The sequence below is a fragment of the Vibrio natriegens NBRC 15636 = ATCC 14048 = DSM 759 genome (genome assembly GCF_035621455.1).
GTDB lineage: Bacteria > Pseudomonadota > Gammaproteobacteria > Enterobacterales > Vibrionaceae > Vibrio > Vibrio natriegens.
In genome coordinates, this window is sequence record NZ_CP141822.1 from 1,251,156 (window position 1) to 1,268,645 (window position 17,490).

A 17,490-nucleotide genomic window follows, 5' to 3' on the forward strand; every position below is an offset into this window, starting at 1 on the left:
AATGACAGAAAATAACAGTTGCGCCTGGGCGATGAACCACCCGCTGGAACGTGAGTATCATGATGCTGAGTGGGGAATACCCGTTTATGACGATAAAGTACTGTTTGAATTTATTACCCTTGAAGGTGCGCAAGCGGGGCTAAGCTGGATAACCATACTAAAGAAAAGAGAAGGCTACAGAGAAGCATTTGAACACTACGATTTGGATGCTTTGGAGCAGCATGGTGAAGAGCGGGCTGAATATATCGTAGGCAATTATGATGTCGTCAAACATCGCGGCAAGATCAATTCAGTGTTCAGTAACGCAAAAGCCGCTAAGGCGTTGATTGAAGAGTATGGAAGTTTGTCAGAGGCTTTGTGGCAGTTTGTCGACCATAATCCTGTGATCAATCAATGGCAGGATATGAGCGAAGTGCCCGCTTCTACCGAGCAATCAAAAGCGATGAGTAAATTCCTTAAGAAAAAAGGTTTTAAATTTGTCGGAGAAACCATCTGTTATGCGTTTATGCAAGCGGTCGGAATGGTCGATGACCATATCGTCGGATGTCCCTGTAAAACGGTGCAGGACTAACTAAATCAAACTATAAGAAAATGCCCTCGAGTTGAGGGCATTTTTGTGGATATCGATTCCTAAAGTGAAACTTCTTCCTCGAGAATGAGGGCATTGTATCTTGCCAAACCTGCTTCCAGATCGGCGATCAAGTCTTCGACGTCTTCCAAACCAATGTGAAGACGGATTAACGTCCCTTCAAAATGTGGGTGCGAGACTGTGCGTAAGCTGTTAAAGCTCTTTGGTTCATTAGCTAGAATCAAGCTCTCGTAACCACCCCAGGAGTAGCCCATACTGAAGTGTTTCATACCGTCAAGCAAGGCTGTTGTTGCTTTAGGGCATGATGTTTTGAGTACGAATGAGAACAGACCATTACCGCCAGTAAAATCGCGTTTGAAAAATTCATGGCCTGGAGACGTTTCCAGTGCAGGGTGCAGCACTCGCTCCACTTCAGGGCGAGTTTCTAACCATTTAGCCACTTTTAAGCTGCTTTCTGCGTGCTGGCGAAGACGAACATCTAGAGTGCGTAGACCGCGGAGTCCAAGGTACACATCGTCAGGAGAAACACACTGTCCCATCAAGTAGCTTTGTTCTCTCAATTGTGGCCAATATTTCTCTGAAGCGACTGCCGTGCCCAGCATAACATCTGAGTGACCGACGATGTACTTGGTCGCAGCCTGCACTGAAATATCAACCCCATGGTCAAACGGAGAGAAGTTAACACCAGCGGCCCAAGTATTATCGAGTACCACAATGATGTCGTGCTCATGAGCAATACGAGCAAGGGTCGGAACATCTTGTACTTCCATGGTAATTGAACCCGGAGACTCCAGGAAAAGTACTTTGGTATTTGGTTGAATTAAATCACGAATGTTCTCGCCGATCATTGGGTCGTAGTAGGTTGTCTCAATCCCCATTTTTTTCATGATGACGTTACAGAAATCACGAGTCGGTTCGTAACACGTGTCAACCATAAGAATGTGGTCACCAGTCTCAACTAGAGACAGGATTGTGTTTGAAATAGCCGCTGTTCCACAAGGGTAGAGAGCACATCCCGCACCGCCTTCAATTTCAACCATCGCGTCCTGAAACGCGAAATGTGTGTTAGTACCGCGACGTCCGTAAAACAGCGTTTTGTTTGCGCGGTTAATTGCTGCTTGGTTTTTCTCTGCAACACTGTCAAATACGATGGTTGAAGCACGTTGAACTGGTGGGTTAACAACACCGTTTGTCCACTTTTTATCGCGGCCTGCGGTAATCAGCTTGGTCTTTTTACCCTCTGACATATAAATTCCCTGTTTAAATAAAACGATTTTGATTATTTAAAACATGGACTACGGGTTGTTTGCAAGGGAAAACTCTATTATCGAGCCATAACCACTTGGAACACCTAATAGCCTAAGGGAATACTCAGTGAGTGTGATGAGGGTTATCTCACTTATTTGGGGGGACAGGAGTCCGATAAAACAATCCCGCGCCAAACCGTTTGGTGCGGGATTGAAGTCGCTCTTAAATCCAGAGTGCTTTAAAGCAGAGGATTAAACAGATAGAACACACGTTCTAAGAAGCGAGAGAACAGGCTCCGTTTATCCCACACCTTTTTTTCCACCGGATAGGACTGTTTGATGTAACTGTCTTGCAGAGATGACATCTCTTTGGTGAAGTCTTCATCATCGACTGCCAGCGTCACCTCAAAGTTCAGCCACAAGCTACGCATGTCCATGTTTACGGTGCCGACCAAACAAAATTGGTCGTCAATAACGACAGATTTTGTATGCAGCAACCCGCCATAAAACTCATAAATTTTCACACCCGCGGCAAGAAGCTCACTATAGAAGGCGCGAGAAGCCCACTGAACCATTACCGAGTCATTCTTATGAGGGATGATAAGTTCTACCTCAATGCCTCGTTGCGCGGTCATCTTCAGTGTCTCAAGCAAATCGGTGTTAGGCACGAAATACGGAGTCGTGATTCTCACCGAACGATTGGCTTGGTTAATGGCTAACGTTAACACCTGATAAATAAGATACTCCGGCATGCCCGGACCTGACGGTACCACTTGTATCGGGTGCTGGTACTGATAGCTATCGATTTTGCATTCCGGTCGCTTAGGAAGTTGACGCTCGCCGGTTTCGACCTCCCAGTCCCAGCAGTGAATGGCGCTTAGCACATTAACCGTTGGGCCAGTAATTCGCACCATAATGTCAATCCAATGACCGACACCACTGCTTTGCTTAAAGTAAGCCGGATCGACGAGGTTCATTGAGCCGGTGTAAGCGATCTCGTCATCAATAACAATGATCTTTCGGTGTTGGCGAAGATCTAAACGGCGCAAGAAAATACGCCACATTTTTACTTCCAAGGCTTGTATCACTTCAATGCCCGCATCTTTCATCATCCGGTACCACGGGCTTCTGAAAAAGCGTGGGCTGCCAGCAGAATCCAGTAACAGCTTTACATTGACTCCACGTTTGGATGCTCGGATAAGCGCTGAGGCGACGGAATCGGCTAGACCTCCGGGGTGCCAAATGTAGAACACCATCCGAATACTGGTTTGTGCATTTTCGATATCTTCGATAATCGAGTGCAAAATTTCGTCTGGCTTCTGCTGCAATGAGAGTGTGTTACCACTGAGAGCGGGTAGCCCGAGACGGTTATTACACAGTTCATCAATGCGATAGATATGACGCCCCATCGTTTCAGGCATGTGCGCGTGGCAATCATTAAGTTGGCTGAACCATTCTGCAAAGGGGGCGAACATCTCTTTCGCGCGCTCAGCTCGCTTTCTGCCTAAATTAAGTTCACCAAACAGGAAATAACACGCGACACCAAGAACCGGAAGAATATAAATGATCATCAGCCACGCTAACGAAACACTTACGGCACGGCGTTTTAAAACTACCCGAATGGTGACACCAGCGACCAATAACCAATACAGTCCAATGCCAGCAAGAGTAAGAAAATGATAAAACTTATCCATATACGCTCAAATTTATACGCCCATCTAGGATATTAGGCATAAAAGTGTGTTGGGGAAACTGCTTTCTTATTAAGAGTTAGAGTGATTTTATATGAGGGATTAAGTTCATAACAGGGGAATCTGTTATTCATGTTTGAAAACCAAGGTTAATCTTTAATCACTGAATAAAAAAGCAGCATATAACATGCGTGATGCAGCAATTGTGCGATAAATATACTTGTTGAGGCTTTTAATTTTAATGGGGAACTGGTTTACTGACCGCATAGAGCGTCTAACATTATTTTCATAAGTGTATAACTTAATATAAACACACATTTTTGACGCCTATCTCAATGCAAACACAACACATTTAATTTTGGAGAAAAAGCGTGGCTACAACTAATACAGCACCACGTGATACGTGGGGGTCTAAATTAGGCTTCGTTATGGCTGCAGCGGGTTCCGCTGTCGGCTTAGGTAATATATGGAAATTTCCTTACACGGCGGGAGAGGGTGGCGGTGGCGCATTTGTTGCCATTTACCTAATCTTCGTCATCTTTATTGGCTTTAGCGTAATGCTAACCGAATTTGCCGTTGGTCGAAAAACAGGTCGAGCTGCTGTTGGTGCATTTAAATCAACCGATCGCCGCTGGACGTTTACAGGCGTAATGGGCGTACTGAGTGGCCTGCTAATCATGGGTTTCTACCCTGTTGTTGGCGGCTGGGCTCTGGCTTACATCTTTAAGGTGGGCTCGGGCTTGCTGAGTACTCCTGACGCTATCGGTGATAGCTTTGGAGCTTTTATCTCTGACCCTATCCAGCCTCTGATTTGGATGGCGCTTTACCTGTTCATGAATATCTTCATTGTTATGAAAGGTATTTCTGGCGGTATCGAGAAAGCAGGTAAAGTTCTGATGCCACTGCTATTCCTTATTTTGATCGTCGTATCAATAAAAGGTCTGATGCTACCAGGTGCAATGGCAGGCGTTGAGTTCTTGTACATGCCAGACTTCTCTGAAGTCAACAGCAGTGTGGTACTTGCTGCGCTCGGGCAGGCGTTCTTCTCACTAAGTTTGGGTATGGGTTGTATGATTACTTACGGCTCTTACCTGAAGAAGAAAGAAAACGTGGTTCAAACCACTGGCATGATTACAGCAATGGATACGGGCGTCGCAATTCTTGCGGGTATTGCAATGTTCCCGGCAATGTTTGCTTTCGGTATTGAGCCAGCAGCAGGCCCAGGTCTGGTGTTTGTTGTCGTTCCACAACTGTTCGCTGAAATGGGCGGTCTAATCGGCTTCCTGTTTGCGATTATGTTCTTTGTTGGTCTGACTGCGGCTGCATTAACGTCTTCGGTTTCACTGCTTGAAGTTGTGGTTTCTTACCTAATCGATGAAAAAGGTATGAAGCGTTCAAAAGCGGTGCTTTCAGCAAGCTCGGTAATGGCAATATTGTGTGTATTCGCTTCTTTGTCACTGGGCGGAATGGGTCCAACACTGTTTGGTACTGGTGCATTCGATATCTTCGACCTACTGACTGACAAAATCTTCATGGCTGTTGGTGGTATGTTGCTGTGTATCTTTGCTGGCTGGAGACTCAAGCGTGATGAGCTTGAGAAAGAAATCACGAATGATGGTGAAGTATCTTTCCCACTATTTGGGCTATGGTACAACCTAGTGAAGTACGTTATTCCAGTCGCGATTGCAATTGTTGCTTTCATGGGCATCAAATCAGGATTTGACAGTGGTAAAGGTGAAATCATGGTACTCGGTATCGTGACTATCGGCCTGGCAGCTATCTTCTCGAAGAAGCTGTAAACCGTCACATCTTTAAAAAGGGAGCCATGTCGGCTCCCTTTTTTATTCCAGATTCTGATTCCTACTGACTTGATAATTTGTGGTTGGCTTACACACGTTAACTTTTAGAGCGTAAGCTAGGGGGAGGGAAAGCGGAATGGGCAGTTTAAGCTCGCCTAATCAATCAGAATCGGTATACTTCTGGCTCCAAACGTGGAGCTAGGTTTTTATGTTCGATATTCTACATACCCATCCAGATTTTCTGATCATCAACAAGCATCCCAACGTCTCCGTTCACAAAGACGATGGTGACACTATGCTGCTGCAAGAAGTGGCGAAGCAGAGTGGGGATGAGCAGCTATATCTCATCCATCGGTTGGATAAAATGACGTCGGGTATTCTGCTCCTCGGACGCAACGCCAAAGCCGCCAGCGTCTTGTCTCAAGCCTTTGCTAATCGACAAGTGGAAAAATTCTATCTGGCGATTGGCTTGAAAAAGCCGAAAAAGAAACAAGGTTTGGTGATTGGCGATATGGAACGTTCACGCCGTTCATCATGGAAGCTGGTAAACAGCAAGCATAATCCTGCGATAACACAGTTTTTCTCCCTTGCCGCAGAACCCGGGGAGCGCCTATTTTTGTGTAAGCCACACACTGGTAAAACGCACCAAATCCGCGTGGCATTAAAATCGGTTGGCTCAGGTATTGTTGGCGATCCAATTTATAATGCGGGTAACGAAGCTGATCGCGGTTATCTGCATGCCTTCTCACTTTGCTTCCAATATCATGATGAGCAATATCGCTTTGTCTGCGATCCGAGAGATTATGAAGCCCTTGGCAGCAAATGGCACAGTGAAATCGTCTCTCAAGGCTTGGATAGCTGGCTTTCCCCATGGGAACTGAACTGGCCTACGATCAAATAACCGTCACAAAGAAATTAATAAGAGAATTCGATGCAAGCATCACAACTTTCGCTGTTTTTTCAGCATCTGGAAACCGAGCTCGCGCAAGCTCCGAATGAAATTCGTCGACTGTTTCACGGCCGTGGCCGTCGTTTTGAAGGTCTAGAGCAAATCACTTGCGACTGGTTACAAGGTCAGTTGATCATTAACTTATTCAAAGAAGTCGACGACGCGTTTCTCGCTGAATTGAAAAGTGGCCTCAATGCGTTAGCTGAATCAGATCTGTGGGCAAGTAAACAAGGCCGTACAATGGTACTTCAGCACCGTTATGCCGATGGCGCACCTTCAGAAGTGCTTGTTGGGGACTTAGATGCTCGCCCCGTCGTTGAAGAAAGCGGTTTGAAATACCAGTTGGATATTGGCCGCAACCAAAACTTTGGTCTGTTTTTGGACATGCGTTACGGTCGCGATTGGGTACGCGAAAATGCCAAGCATAAAAACGTGCTTAACTTGTTTGCTTATACCTGTGGCTTTTCTGTCGCTGCCATTGCGGGTGGCGCAGATAAAGTCGTAAACGTAGACATGGCGAAAGCGTCGCTGTCTAAAGGGCGCGAGAACCATAAGCTAAATGGTCACAACACAAACCAAGTCAGCTTTATGGGGCATGACATCTTTAAGTCGTGGGGCAAAATTAAGAAATCTGGCCCGTACGATATGATCATCATTGACCCGCCTTCGTTCCAGAAAGGCAGCTTTGCACTGACCAAAGACTACAAAAAGATTCTGCGTCGATTGCCTGATTTGTTGGCAGAAGGCGGTCAAGTGATGGCGTGTGTGAACTCACCATCAGTGACCAGTGATTTCTTGATTGAAAGCATGCAAGAAGAAGCGCCACAACTGACGTTCCGCGAGCGTCTGGATAACCCGCCAGAGTTTACGGACGTGGACAGCGAAGCGGCATTGAAAGTGTTGCTATTCAGCTAAAAAACTCTCTGTCGCAATAGAAGAAAAATTAAACAAAAAGCACCGCGAAACATCTAAAAAGACGTATCGCGGCGCTTTTTTGTATTTGGAAAATTAACCAATCTGCACTTCAAGATCTGCTTCAATGGTTGATGAGCAGGCGAGTACATAGCCTTGTTCAATTTCTTCTTGCGTCAATGTTTCTAGGCTGGTGGAAGAGACGCTGCCTTTACGAACTTTGCACTTGCAAGACCCACATATGCCACTTCGACATGCGATGATGAGAGGTAAGCCCGCACCTTCAAGAACATCTGCCAATACCTGACCTTTTTGAGCATCAATGGTTTGAGCAAAGTCAGGCACGGAGACACTGGCGGTTTCATCTGATACCGCTGAAGGTTCCGTAGCTGCTGGCGTAAAGCTCTCTTGATAGAAGTTTGCCATGTCAAAACCGAGTTCGCTCAAGTATCCGTGAACATCTTGCATGAACTGGCTTGGGCCACAGAGGTAAACCGTGCGTTGCTTAAAATCAGGGACGAGCGTTTGCAGCCAGTCGGCGTTCAAGCGACCTTGCGGATGCAACGTTCCTTCGCTGTTCTTCAGCAACAGCTTCAAATGGAAATTGGGATACACGGCACCGAACGTTTCTAGCTGATCGTAGTAAATCGTCTCTTCTGGGCTACGCGCGATATGAAGAAATTCAATATCCATATCGATGTCATTCTCACCCTGATTACTCAACCAGTGTTTTGCCATCGAAAATACTGGCGTGACGCCGCAACCAGCACTGATAAGCAAGGCTTTTGTTTCGCCATCACGTAAAACGGGTGGGTGGTCAATGCAGTTAAATTCGCCCGCTGGTGGTAATGCTTGAACGGTATCACCGAGCAGCAGCGAGTCAACGATGTAGTTCGATACTTTACCGCTAGCTACACGTTTGATGGTGAGTTGAAGGTGATCGTCTTCATTAACAGAGCTGATTGAATAGGCACGAAACTCCAATTTTCCATCAATTTCGACACCCAGGTTGATAAACTGACCGGGTTTAAATTGAAACAGAAGTGATTCGGTTAATTCGGCCAACTTGATGCTGACGGTATCGTGTGTTTCGAAATATTTGTCGATACAACGGAGCGTGACGGGTTGGTTGCCTTGCCATTCAAAAAACATATCAATCTCTTTGGTTGGAGCGAGTTCAAAATCTTAGATTATAAAAGCACCCCCAGATTAGGAGGCGCATAGCGAGCGGTCTCTTAGGCTGCCAGAATAGCTTTTAGGTCATCCTGAACATTGCCAATGCTGCGCATATCGAACTTCTCTTGGATGATTGCGATTAGGTTTGGTGTTAGGAAAGCCGGTGCAGTAGGACCGGTGTAAATGCCTTTCACGCCCAGAGCGAACAACGTTAGCAAGATAACGATCGCTTTTTGCTCGAACCAGGAAAGCACAAGAGTGAGTGGCAGTTCATTAATGTCACAGTCAAACTCTTTCGCCAGTGCCAGAGCAAGCTGGATTGCTGAGTACGCATCGTTGCATTGGCCTACATCTAACAGTCGAGGGATGCCGTTGATATCGCCGAACGTATTTTTGTTAAAGCGGAACTTACCACACGCCAACGTCAGGATTAGCGTATCTTCAGGTGCTTCTGCCGTGAAGTCGGTGTAGTAGCTGCGCTCTGCTTTATCGCCGTCACAACCGCCTACCAGGAAGAAGTGCTTGATGTTGCCTTGTTTCACTTGGTCGATAACCGCAGGCGCGGCGTTCATCAGTGCATTGCGACCGAAACCAACCGTGATGTGGTGTTCGATTTCATCATGTTGGAAACCGTCTTGCGCGAGTGCACATTCAATCACTTGGCTGAAGTCATCGCCTTCGATGTGAGCCACACCAGGCCAGCCAACAATACTACGTGTGAATAAGCGGTCTGCGTATTGACCCACATTTGGGTTCAACAGGCAGTTTGATGTCATCACGATTGCGCCAGGGAAGTTCGCAAATTCTTTCTGTTGGTTTTGCCAGGCGCTACCGTAGTTACCCACCAGGTGAGGGTATTTCTTAAGCTCAGGGTAGCCGTGTGCAGGTAGCATTTCACCGTTGGTGTAAACGTTGATGCCTTTGCCTTCTGTTTGTTGCAGAATCTTTTCCAGGTCATGTAAATCGTGGCCAGATACCAGAATACATTTGCCTTTTACTGGCTTGACGTTAACCGTTGTTGGTTCTGGATGACCAAAGGTCGTCGTTTCACCTTGGTCTAGCATTTCCATTACTTTGTAGTTCATCAAACCAATGCGCATTGAGCAATCGAGCAGTGCACCAAGATCTTCCGGGTCGGTACCTAACCACGCCATGATTTCATGATATTCGGCGTAGATGTCGTTGTTGGTTTGTTCAAGTACGCGTGCGTGTTCCATATACGCAGCCGCACCTTTAAGACCGTACAGGCAAAGTAGACGCAAACCAATCACGTCTTCATGCACTTGGTCTTTACCACGGTTAACCGCGACTTGAGGAGCAAATTCCAGGATAGCTTCAGCGCTGTTTGGTAGCTCGAAGTTGGCAACGGCAGGAATGTCAGTAAGGTTGGTGTCTGACAAAGTCGCAGCAGACATTACTTGCTCTTTAAGCAGTGCTTTGTAATTCGCGGCTTGAGATGTTAGCTCAAGGATACGTTCAGGGTCGAAGTTTACGTTAGTCAGTGTAGAGAAGAATGCTCTTGGTGCCCATTGATTGATTTCATCGTTAATGATGTTAAATTCAAGTGCTTTTGATGCCCAAAAAGAAACCCCTTGTAGTGTGTAAACCAACACGTCTTGCAGGTCAGATACTTCAGATGTTTTACCGCACATACCTTGTGCAAAAGAACAACCTTTAACAGCAGGGGTTTGAATTGTCTGTTCACATTGAATACAGAACATATTGGGTTCTCCAGTGTTTGTTTTAATAGTCGTGATGATGACCACTAGAGAGCAGAATGCGTGCCAGTTTTTATCTTATTGATTATTATAGATTTTGTTTGTCTTCAAGGATCGGGGTGATGTAATTAAGACAACGCGTTTGATGTCTTAATTACATCGCATTGTTAGGTGTGCCTATTTATTGATCCCAAATTTTTTACCCATTCGATATAAGTTACCGCGATCCATTTGTAAAAACTCCGCTGCTTTTGCCCAAACTCTACCAGTTTGGTTTAAAGCATGTTCAATCAAATCACGCTGATAGCCTTCGACTAACTCTCGCATGGGCTGACTTTCTTTTGGCAGGTAGTGTGATGTGTTTTTTACATCATCAAGTGCAAGCGAGGTGTCAAAATGGCTCAGCATGATTGTGCTAGCAGTTTGTTGAATTGCGTGCAAAGCCGCTCGAGTTAAGGTGTGTTCGAGCTCACGGACGTTCCCGTACCAAGGTAAAGATTCTAGTTGAGTCAATACCTTAGGATGAACGTGTAAATTAGGTGCGTTAAATTGTTGGCGTACTTTTTCAAGAAGATATCCCGCTAAAACAGGAATGTCACCGTCACGAGCACGCAGTGGCGGCACTAGAATTGGGAATACATTTAAACGGTGGAAAAGGTCTGCGCGAAATGTACCAGCTTCGACCTCTTTTTCCAGTTGTCGATTGGTTGCAGCGATAATGCGAACGTTAACCATCAAATGCTGGTCACTACCCACACGCTGAAGTTCACCTTGCTGAATGACGCGCAGCAGTTTTGCCTGCAAAATCAAAGGCAGTTCGCCCACTTCATCAAGGAAAATCGTTCCGCCATCGGCCAGTTCAAATTTACCGGCGCGGTGGCTATTGGCACCGGTAAATGCGCCTTTGACATGACCAAACAGTTCGCTTTCAGCCAGCCCTTCAGGTAGGGCAGCACAGTTCACGTAGATCATTGGCTTATCGCTGCGGTGGGATTGTGCATGAACAGAATGCGCGACCAGCTCTTTACCCGTCCCCGTTTCACCTGTAATCAGAACTGCATAATCAGATTGAGCTACCGTGGCGATGTTGTTACGTAGTTGAGTGATTTGCGGACTCAATCCAATCATCTCTCCTTTTTGTGAACGAGCTTGCTGGATAAGCGTTTGAGTAACATTTTTCTGCTTTTGGTTTTGAGTTTTGAGCGCTTTCAATTGAGCGATGTTACGTAGCGTTGCTGCGGTTAAAGCCGCAAAGGTTTCGATAGCAACGGGGTCGATATCATCAAACGCACCTACTGCTAACGCATCCATCGTCAGGGCGCCAACGAGTTGACCTTCCACATACAAGCTAAATCCCATGCAATCGTGAACATCAATACATTGGTCTTCGGTTAACAGTGTGCCGTCAAATGGATCGGGTAGTGGACAGTGGGCATCGAACCGAACAGGATCTCTGCTCTGAATGATGGCTTCGAGTCGAGGGTGGGCTTTGGGAAAGTAACGACGACCTAATACCGAGCTTGATAGCCCTTTCGCTGCAACAGGTGTGAGGAAGCCATCTTCATCAAAAATAAACAGGCAGGTAGCATCGCATGGAAATACTTGTGCCACACCATCAATAAGACTTTGGTACTGTTGCTCATGGGAGCGATTAGAGCTGAGGTTTAATGCGATATTGAGGAGTACGTGGTCAACAGTAGGAGTCATATCAAGCCCAAAAGTTATCTGGAAAGGGCTGATGCTAGCAATTTGATGTCATTTTCACATCGAAAACATCAGAAGTTTGATGTTCCATTGACGACGATCAAGTTTGATCTCAAAAGAAACGCGCAAGCATAACGTTATTAAGTATGCTTGCGCGGATTCTGAATTCGAGTCGAGAGTTCGGAGGTATGACTCCTATTCCATGAGCCCGGATTAACGAGGTACGACCCTTGCTTCGCTACCATACATGTTGATTTGTACCGCCTGACCCGGCTGGAATATCATGTTTGGGTTCGCTTCTTGAACGATAGAGATGATTTTTCCATCTTCCATGCGAATGGTTAGGTTGACGCCGTTTCGCTTCGCGGTTGCTTCGGCGGTTTTACTACCTGCATAGCCACCTAATAAGCCACCACCAATGGCTGCGATATCAGAGCCTGAGCCACCACCGACTTTAGAGCCTAATATACCACCAATTGCGGCACCAGCGATTGTCCCGATGGCATTGGATTGCGTGGAGGCATCAATGGTCACTGGTTCAACTTTTTCCACCGTTCCGTAGTAAACCTGCTGAACTTTTCGAGTGTCTGCCGAGCCATATGCATCACCGTAAGGGTTAGGAGAGGTACAGCCTCCTAATGCGATTACGGAAAATGTAAGCAACATGCCTAGCTTGACGTATTTTTTCATATAACCTCCAAATGGCTTTGATACTCAAAGAGTATATACCCTATTTTAGTATGTGCTGAGAGTTTCTATAAAACAGCGACTTAACCATAATTGACCCTGAGGGAATTTGCATTCTCAAACGGTGTTAATTGTCTTTGAGCGTATGAAAACCGGAATAGATACGTGTGAAGGTAGTAAACCAGCAGGCCGCACCAAATAGATAGGCAATCAGTGCGAAATGTTGCGGGAAGATACAAAATGCGATGAAGGCTCCTATGGTTTCAGTGCCTTCAGTCAAGCCACTCATATAGTAGAGTGATTTGTGTTTATAAACCGGATTATCGATACCCTGTTTACTGGCCATTATCGCAAATGCCAAGAAGCTACTACCCGTTCCGACAAACGAGAAAATTAAGAAAGCACCTGCAATGGCATTTTGTTCCGGATTCGCAAGCACAAACCCGAAAGGGATCAGTGAATAAAACAGAAAGTCTAAGCTGATATCGAGAAAGCCGCCAGCGTCGGTAATCCCCTGAATTCTCGCCAAGGCACCATCCAGTCCATCACAAAATCGATTAAGCAGAATGAACAGCAGCGCTGTTAAATAATGTTCTGTGATCAGGGCTGGTACAGCTAAGCAGCCAACAGCAAAACCAAATAGGGTGGTTTGATTAGCCGTGATGCCAAACTTGTCGACGAATTGCGCACTTTGAGTCAATGGCCATCTGATGACTTTGATACTGAAACGATCAAGCATTCTCTGTCTCCCATGGCCAAGTTATACAGCGACTACCTTCGGGAATGTCATCTTCATCGTGGGTGACCATTATCGTCGGGATATTGGCTTGTTGAAGTTGCTCAACCACCCAGTTGCGAAATTGCACTCTCAGGTCTTTATCGAGCTTACTAAAAGGCTCATCCAAAAGTGCGGCTTTAGGTTGTGCGAGCAACATGCGTGTCAGTGCAATACGTGCTCGTTGACCACCTGAAACTTGGTCGGGGAAGGAGTTTGCAATTTTGATTAAGGAAATATTCTTCAAGGCTTGCATCGCGCTTTCTTTTCTTGTGTTTCCTTTGATGGCATTTGGTAGTGCGAAGGCCAGGTTCTCCCATATCGTCAGGTGAGGGAACAGCATATCATCCTGAAACAGGATGCCGACTTTGCGCTTGTGCGCAGGAAGTCGGTCAAGCGTTGCATCGTTGAGTGTCACGGAACCCGAATAATGGAACTCGTTAGAGAGATGTCCGGCAATGGCATCTAACAGAGTAGATTTACCACAGCCGCTTGGTCCCATCAGGGTAACAATTTCGCCTTTCTCTACGGTGATAGTAAATCCGGAGAAAAGTGTGTCGCCATTGTTTTTACGGATGGTGAGGTTTTTGAGACAAAGACTCATGGTTTAGTAAACCTTTCATTGAAAGTCGGTGATATTTACCATTTAAACGGCTAAGCAAAATAGCAAAAGAGAAGAACATTAATGGCAGCAACGCCTGGCAAATCGCGTAAATTGCCGTAACCCGACGGTCGAAGCCACTGGAAAGTGCCACGGCTTCCGTTGTGATTGTACTGATTCGACCCGCGCCAAGCACCAGCGTTGGCAGGTATTGCGCTAAGCTGACGCTGATACCCACAGCCCAGGCGAAAACAATGGCAGGCAGCAGGATGGGCAGTTTTACTTTTAGCCAGGTTTGTAGTGGTGTTTTCCCCAAACTGAGGGCGACACGAGTTAAGCCGTTGTTGAAGCTGCGCCAAGGGCCGTCCAGCGATAAGTAGACAAACGGGAAGGCGAAGAAAACATGTGCCCAGCAAACCCAGAAAAAGTAGGCATTGCTGTTGAAATACAAAGTCGCGACCTGTATGCCAAAAAGTACCGACAATTGCGGGATAAGCATAGGGACAGCAATGACGTAATCCGGAACCTGCCAGCGATAGCGAAGCTTATATTCGTGAGCAATTAACGCCAGGATTAGAGCAATGGACGCGCTGATCACGGCGATTGTGATACTTTGCTCTATCGTGCCTAAAATACTCTCCCACTCATATTGCCAAAAGCGTAGGGTGTAACGACTGGGTAAGAGATCCGGAAATCGCCAACGTTGAGCAAAACTCCACAGCACCATCAAAGGTACGATGACAAAAGTAAGTAATGTGATCAGAGAAAACAGCACTTTTCCGGGCAGTTTGAGTCCAGATCGTCCAGAGTATTGCCAACGTTTAAAGCCCTTTGTGACTAACCATTCGACAAAACGAGTTAAGCCAATCAACCCAGTAGCAATAGCAAATAAAATCACTGCACCCGAGGCCGCTCTTGGCCAAAGTGCTAAATCGGGGTCATTAAACCACTGCCAAACCAATACAGCGAAAGTTGGTGGATTGGTTGGGCCAATGATGAGTGCGATATCGACAACCGATAAACTATAAGCAATCACGGCCAGCATTGGGAACCTGAGTTTAGCTAACCACTGCGGGAAAATGCACTTCCACCAAGTCTGGGTTGTACTGTAGCCCATTGAATGGCTGACTTTTTCAATTTTATCAACATTGAGTTGCTGCAAGATTGGAATGCTCATCAGCAGTAGAAAAGGCGTCTCTTTGATTGCCAGCATGATGATTAAACCAAGCGCATGCGGGTCTTTAATCAGCAACGCTAAGTCATCAACGGTTTGTGCGTTTGGGTCGAAACCAAAGAACTGAGTCGCCACACGAACGCCCAAGCCTGTCGGAGCAAACAAAAAAGCAAAGCCAATTGCGAAAGCGACATGCGGCATCGCAAGTAGTGGCGAGAGGAAAACCTCTATTTTTCGCCAGAATCTGCTGTTCCAAGCTGATTGCAAAATAGCGAAAGTGAGTACGCACGCTAAATAACTGCTGAAAATAGCAGAGTAGAGCGTGAGTCCGATAGAGGTCCAGACCCCTTGCCAACCAAATACAGCAGCAAAGCCATTTAACGAGAACTGGGTCAGACCGATAGGTGGGACATAGCCGAGCGCAGAAACCACCACCCCTAGCAGGCCGGGGATGGTGGGCAAAATACAAACTGCGATAATAACGAGATACAGCGCTCTTAACATTTGTTCGTACTAATTCCCGTAACGTTTTAACCACGCTTGCTCTAGCGCGTTTTGCCAGCTTGGGTGTGGTTCATTAATCGATTTAAATTGCTGCGTATTCTTTGCCGTACCCGTCAAATACTCACTGCTTAGTACGGAAGGATCACCCCAAATATTAATATCGCCTTTACGAGACTGCGCCTCAGGGCTTAGTAAGAAGTTTATCGCAACTTGCGCACCGGCATTGGCGTTTGCATTCCACGGAATGGCCAGAAAGTGAATATTGGAAAGCGCGCCAGCATCCATCGCATAAGCCTTAGTCGTTTCAGCAAGGGTACCGCTCGACTGGGCAGAAAAAACGGCATTTGGGTTGAATGTAATGGCTAAATCAATCTGACCATCGTCGAGTAACTGCAACGTTTCCGCAGTGCCTGCTGGGAATTGTTTACCACCACGCCAGGCTACTTTGTGGAACTTATCTAAGTATTGCCATAGCGGCTGCGTAACTTGCTCAAATGTCTCCGCGTTGACTGGTTTCTGCAATGCGGGATCGTTGTTGGTCAGCTCGATCAATAGCGCTTTGATGAAACTGGTACCGTGGAATTCGGGTGGGCGAGGGTACGTCAGACGGTTGGGAAACGCATTGGCATAACTGAGCATTTCTGCAAAAGAGTGAGGAGGGTTATTCAAATTCTCCGTATCATGAATGAAGACTAACTGACCCACGCCCCACGGCGCTTCAAGTCCATCGGTCGGCTCAGAAAAATCCACATCAACAGGGAGCGTTTTGTCTACGTATTGCCAGTTTGGCAAAGCATCAACAAACGGACCATATAGCAGTTGGTTGTCCTTCATCGACTTGAAGTTTTCACCGTTGATCCAAACCATATCTACACTGCCCCCGGTATTCTTGCCTGCGGCTTTTTCTGCGATCAATCGAGTGGTAGTTTCAGATATATCGGTGACTTTGACATGGTTGAGCGTCACATTGTAGCGAGACTTGAGCTCCTTACCCGCCCACTGGATATAGCGGTTGATCTCTTGAGAGCCTCCCCAAGCGTGAAAGTAAACGGTTTGACCGTCAGCTTGATTTTCTATGGACTGCCAGTCTTCGGCAAACGTGTTGGTAGCAAAAGCCGTAGCTAAAATCCCGATGGTGCTTAGTAGCTTATTCATACATTATCCGATTTATATCAATTTGTTTTACTTCGATGAGTGCAATAAGGCTTATAAAATTCAATCCCTTACATGGATAGTAAGCTATCTATTATTATTATCAACGTGAATGCCCGTAGGGTTAACGCCATTGACTAATAGAATTACGATCAATGTGAGGTCAATTAGAGAAAATATAGCGTGAGTACGTGAATGTTATTTCAAGAAAAGAGAGACCGTGCGATGTAATAAATTCTTTCAGATGAATGTATTAATGTCGAACATCGATTGGTTTTCATGCAGGGGACAAGAGGACGTTGAGCGGCTGAAAGCAAAAAAGCAGCCGTGATAGGCTGCTTTCTAACTTACGCGTTGTATTGGATTAGTTCATCCAGTCACGAAGTGTAAATGTCAATTCATGCTCAGAGTTTTTAAGAACTAAGCCATCTTTAGTTAGCGTGATGTCACTCCAGTCAGATAATGTCGATGACATCGCTTGTTCTACGTTCATGATGTCACCAATACACATTTTCATGGTCATGCCCATCTTTTCAATGCGTAGTTGATTATCTTTTAGTTCAGCCTGACCAAAGAAATTATTACAGCCAGCATTACCGTTAGCTGTGAGGTTTTCACCAATTTCCAGGCGAGGTGCTTTTTGACGTTCGTTAAGTTCGATGTTCTTACCATCGATTTGAACCAGCTCCCAATTGTGGTGCTGTAAGTCTTGAGCCGTTATTTTTTTCACATTATCACCGTTGCTTGCACATGCTGTCATCAGAACAGGAAGGGAGATTGCAGCAACTAACGTTTTTAGACTAAGCTTCATT

At 46.0% G+C, this 17,490-nt stretch carries 15 protein-coding genes; 4 read left to right on the top strand and 11 right to left on the bottom strand.

Annotation, left to right across the window (positions count from 1 at the left end; all coding sequences use genetic code 11):
• Window position 1 precedes the first annotated feature (1 nt).
• Window positions 2-571, top strand: coding sequence for a DNA-3-methyladenine glycosylase I (locus VER99_RS05750; RefSeq protein ID WP_020332970.1), 570 nt, complete (start codon window positions 2-4; stop codon window positions 569-571).
• 59 nt (window positions 572-630) lie between these two features.
• Here VER99_RS05750 and VER99_RS05755 read toward each other — a convergent pair whose 3' ends face one another.
• Complete coding sequence (locus VER99_RS05755) at window positions 631-1,836, bottom strand: cystathionine beta-lyase (protein ID WP_020332971.1); 1,206 nt, start codon at window positions 1,834-1,836, stop codon at window positions 631-633.
• A 239-nt stretch (window positions 1,837-2,075) separates the two neighbouring features.
• Window positions 2,076-3,530, bottom strand: a complete 1,455-nt coding sequence (cls, locus tag VER99_RS05760) for a cardiolipin synthase (protein WP_014231527.1) — start codon at window positions 3,528-3,530, stop codon at window positions 2,076-2,078.
• A gap of 425 nt (window positions 3,531-3,955) precedes the next feature.
• Between cls and VER99_RS05765 the strand changes: the two genes are divergently transcribed.
• From VER99_RS05765 to VER99_RS05775, 3 genes are all read left to right on the top strand, one after another.
• Window positions 3,956-5,326 (top strand): sodium-dependent transporter, encoded by a 1,371-nt coding sequence (locus tag VER99_RS05765; RefSeq protein WP_236614640.1) that lies wholly within the window; start codon window positions 3,956-3,958, stop codon window positions 5,324-5,326.
• A 208-nt stretch (window positions 5,327-5,534) separates the two neighbouring features.
• The gene (locus tag VER99_RS05770; RefSeq protein WP_020332973.1) at window positions 5,535-6,227 is read left to right on the top strand and encodes a TIGR01621 family pseudouridine synthase; all 693 of its coding nucleotides are present in this window, start codon (window positions 5,535-5,537) and stop codon (window positions 6,225-6,227) included.
• Window positions 6,228-6,257: 30 nt separating this feature from the next.
• Complete coding sequence (locus VER99_RS05775) at window positions 6,258-7,190, top strand: class I SAM-dependent methyltransferase (protein WP_020332974.1); 933 nt, start codon at window positions 6,258-6,260, stop codon at window positions 7,188-7,190.
• Window positions 7,191-7,283: 93 nt separating this feature from the next.
• Here VER99_RS05775 and VER99_RS05780 read toward each other — a convergent pair whose 3' ends face one another.
• From VER99_RS05780 to VER99_RS05820, 9 genes are all read right to left on the bottom strand, one after another.
• Window positions 7,284-8,339, bottom strand: coding sequence for an FAD-binding oxidoreductase (locus tag VER99_RS05780; RefSeq protein WP_020332975.1), 1,056 nt, complete (start codon window positions 8,337-8,339; stop codon window positions 7,284-7,286).
• 83 nt (window positions 8,340-8,422) lie between these two features.
• Window positions 8,423-10,084 (bottom strand): hydroxylamine reductase, encoded by a 1,662-nt coding sequence (gene hcp, locus VER99_RS05785; RefSeq protein WP_020332976.1) that lies wholly within the window; start codon window positions 10,082-10,084, stop codon window positions 8,423-8,425.
• 174 nt (window positions 10,085-10,258) lie between these two features.
• Entirely contained in the window at window positions 10,259-11,788 is a 1,530-nt protein-coding gene (gene norR, locus VER99_RS05790) for a nitric oxide reductase transcriptional regulator NorR (RefSeq protein ID WP_020332977.1), read from the bottom strand.
• Window positions 11,789-11,998: 210 nt separating this feature from the next.
• Complete coding sequence (locus VER99_RS05795; RefSeq protein ID WP_014231534.1) at window positions 11,999-12,475, bottom strand: outer membrane lipoprotein; 477 nt, start codon at window positions 12,473-12,475, stop codon at window positions 11,999-12,001.
• A 124-nt stretch (window positions 12,476-12,599) separates the two neighbouring features.
• Window positions 12,600-13,211 carry a CDP-alcohol phosphatidyltransferase family protein gene (locus VER99_RS05800; RefSeq protein ID WP_020332978.1) on the bottom strand — a complete coding sequence of 204 codons (612 nt, stop codon included), beginning with the start codon at window positions 13,209-13,211 and terminating at the stop codon, window positions 12,600-12,602.
• Window positions 13,204-13,851: an ATP-binding cassette domain-containing protein gene (locus tag VER99_RS05805; RefSeq protein WP_020332979.1), complete on the bottom strand. Its 648-nt coding sequence runs from the start codon at window positions 13,849-13,851 to the stop codon at window positions 13,204-13,206. Before VER99_RS05805 ends, VER99_RS05800 begins: the two co-directional genes overlap by 8 nt.
• On the bottom strand, window positions 13,817-15,526 hold the full coding sequence (locus VER99_RS05810) for an ABC transporter permease (RefSeq protein ID WP_020332980.1): 1,710 nt from the start codon (window positions 15,524-15,526) through the stop codon (window positions 13,817-13,819). The genes VER99_RS05805 and VER99_RS05810 overlap by 35 nt, the downstream gene beginning before the upstream one ends.
• Before the next feature lie 9 nt (window positions 15,527-15,535).
• Window positions 15,536-16,681, bottom strand: a complete 1,146-nt coding sequence (locus tag VER99_RS05815; protein WP_020332981.1) for an ABC transporter substrate-binding protein — start codon at window positions 16,679-16,681, stop codon at window positions 15,536-15,538.
• A gap of 361 nt (window positions 16,682-17,042) precedes the next feature.
• The gene (locus VER99_RS05820) at window positions 17,043-17,489 is read right to left on the bottom strand and encodes an META domain-containing protein (protein ID WP_020332982.1); all 447 of its coding nucleotides are present in this window, start codon (window positions 17,487-17,489) and stop codon (window positions 17,043-17,045) included.
• Window position 17,490: the final 1 nt, after the last annotated feature.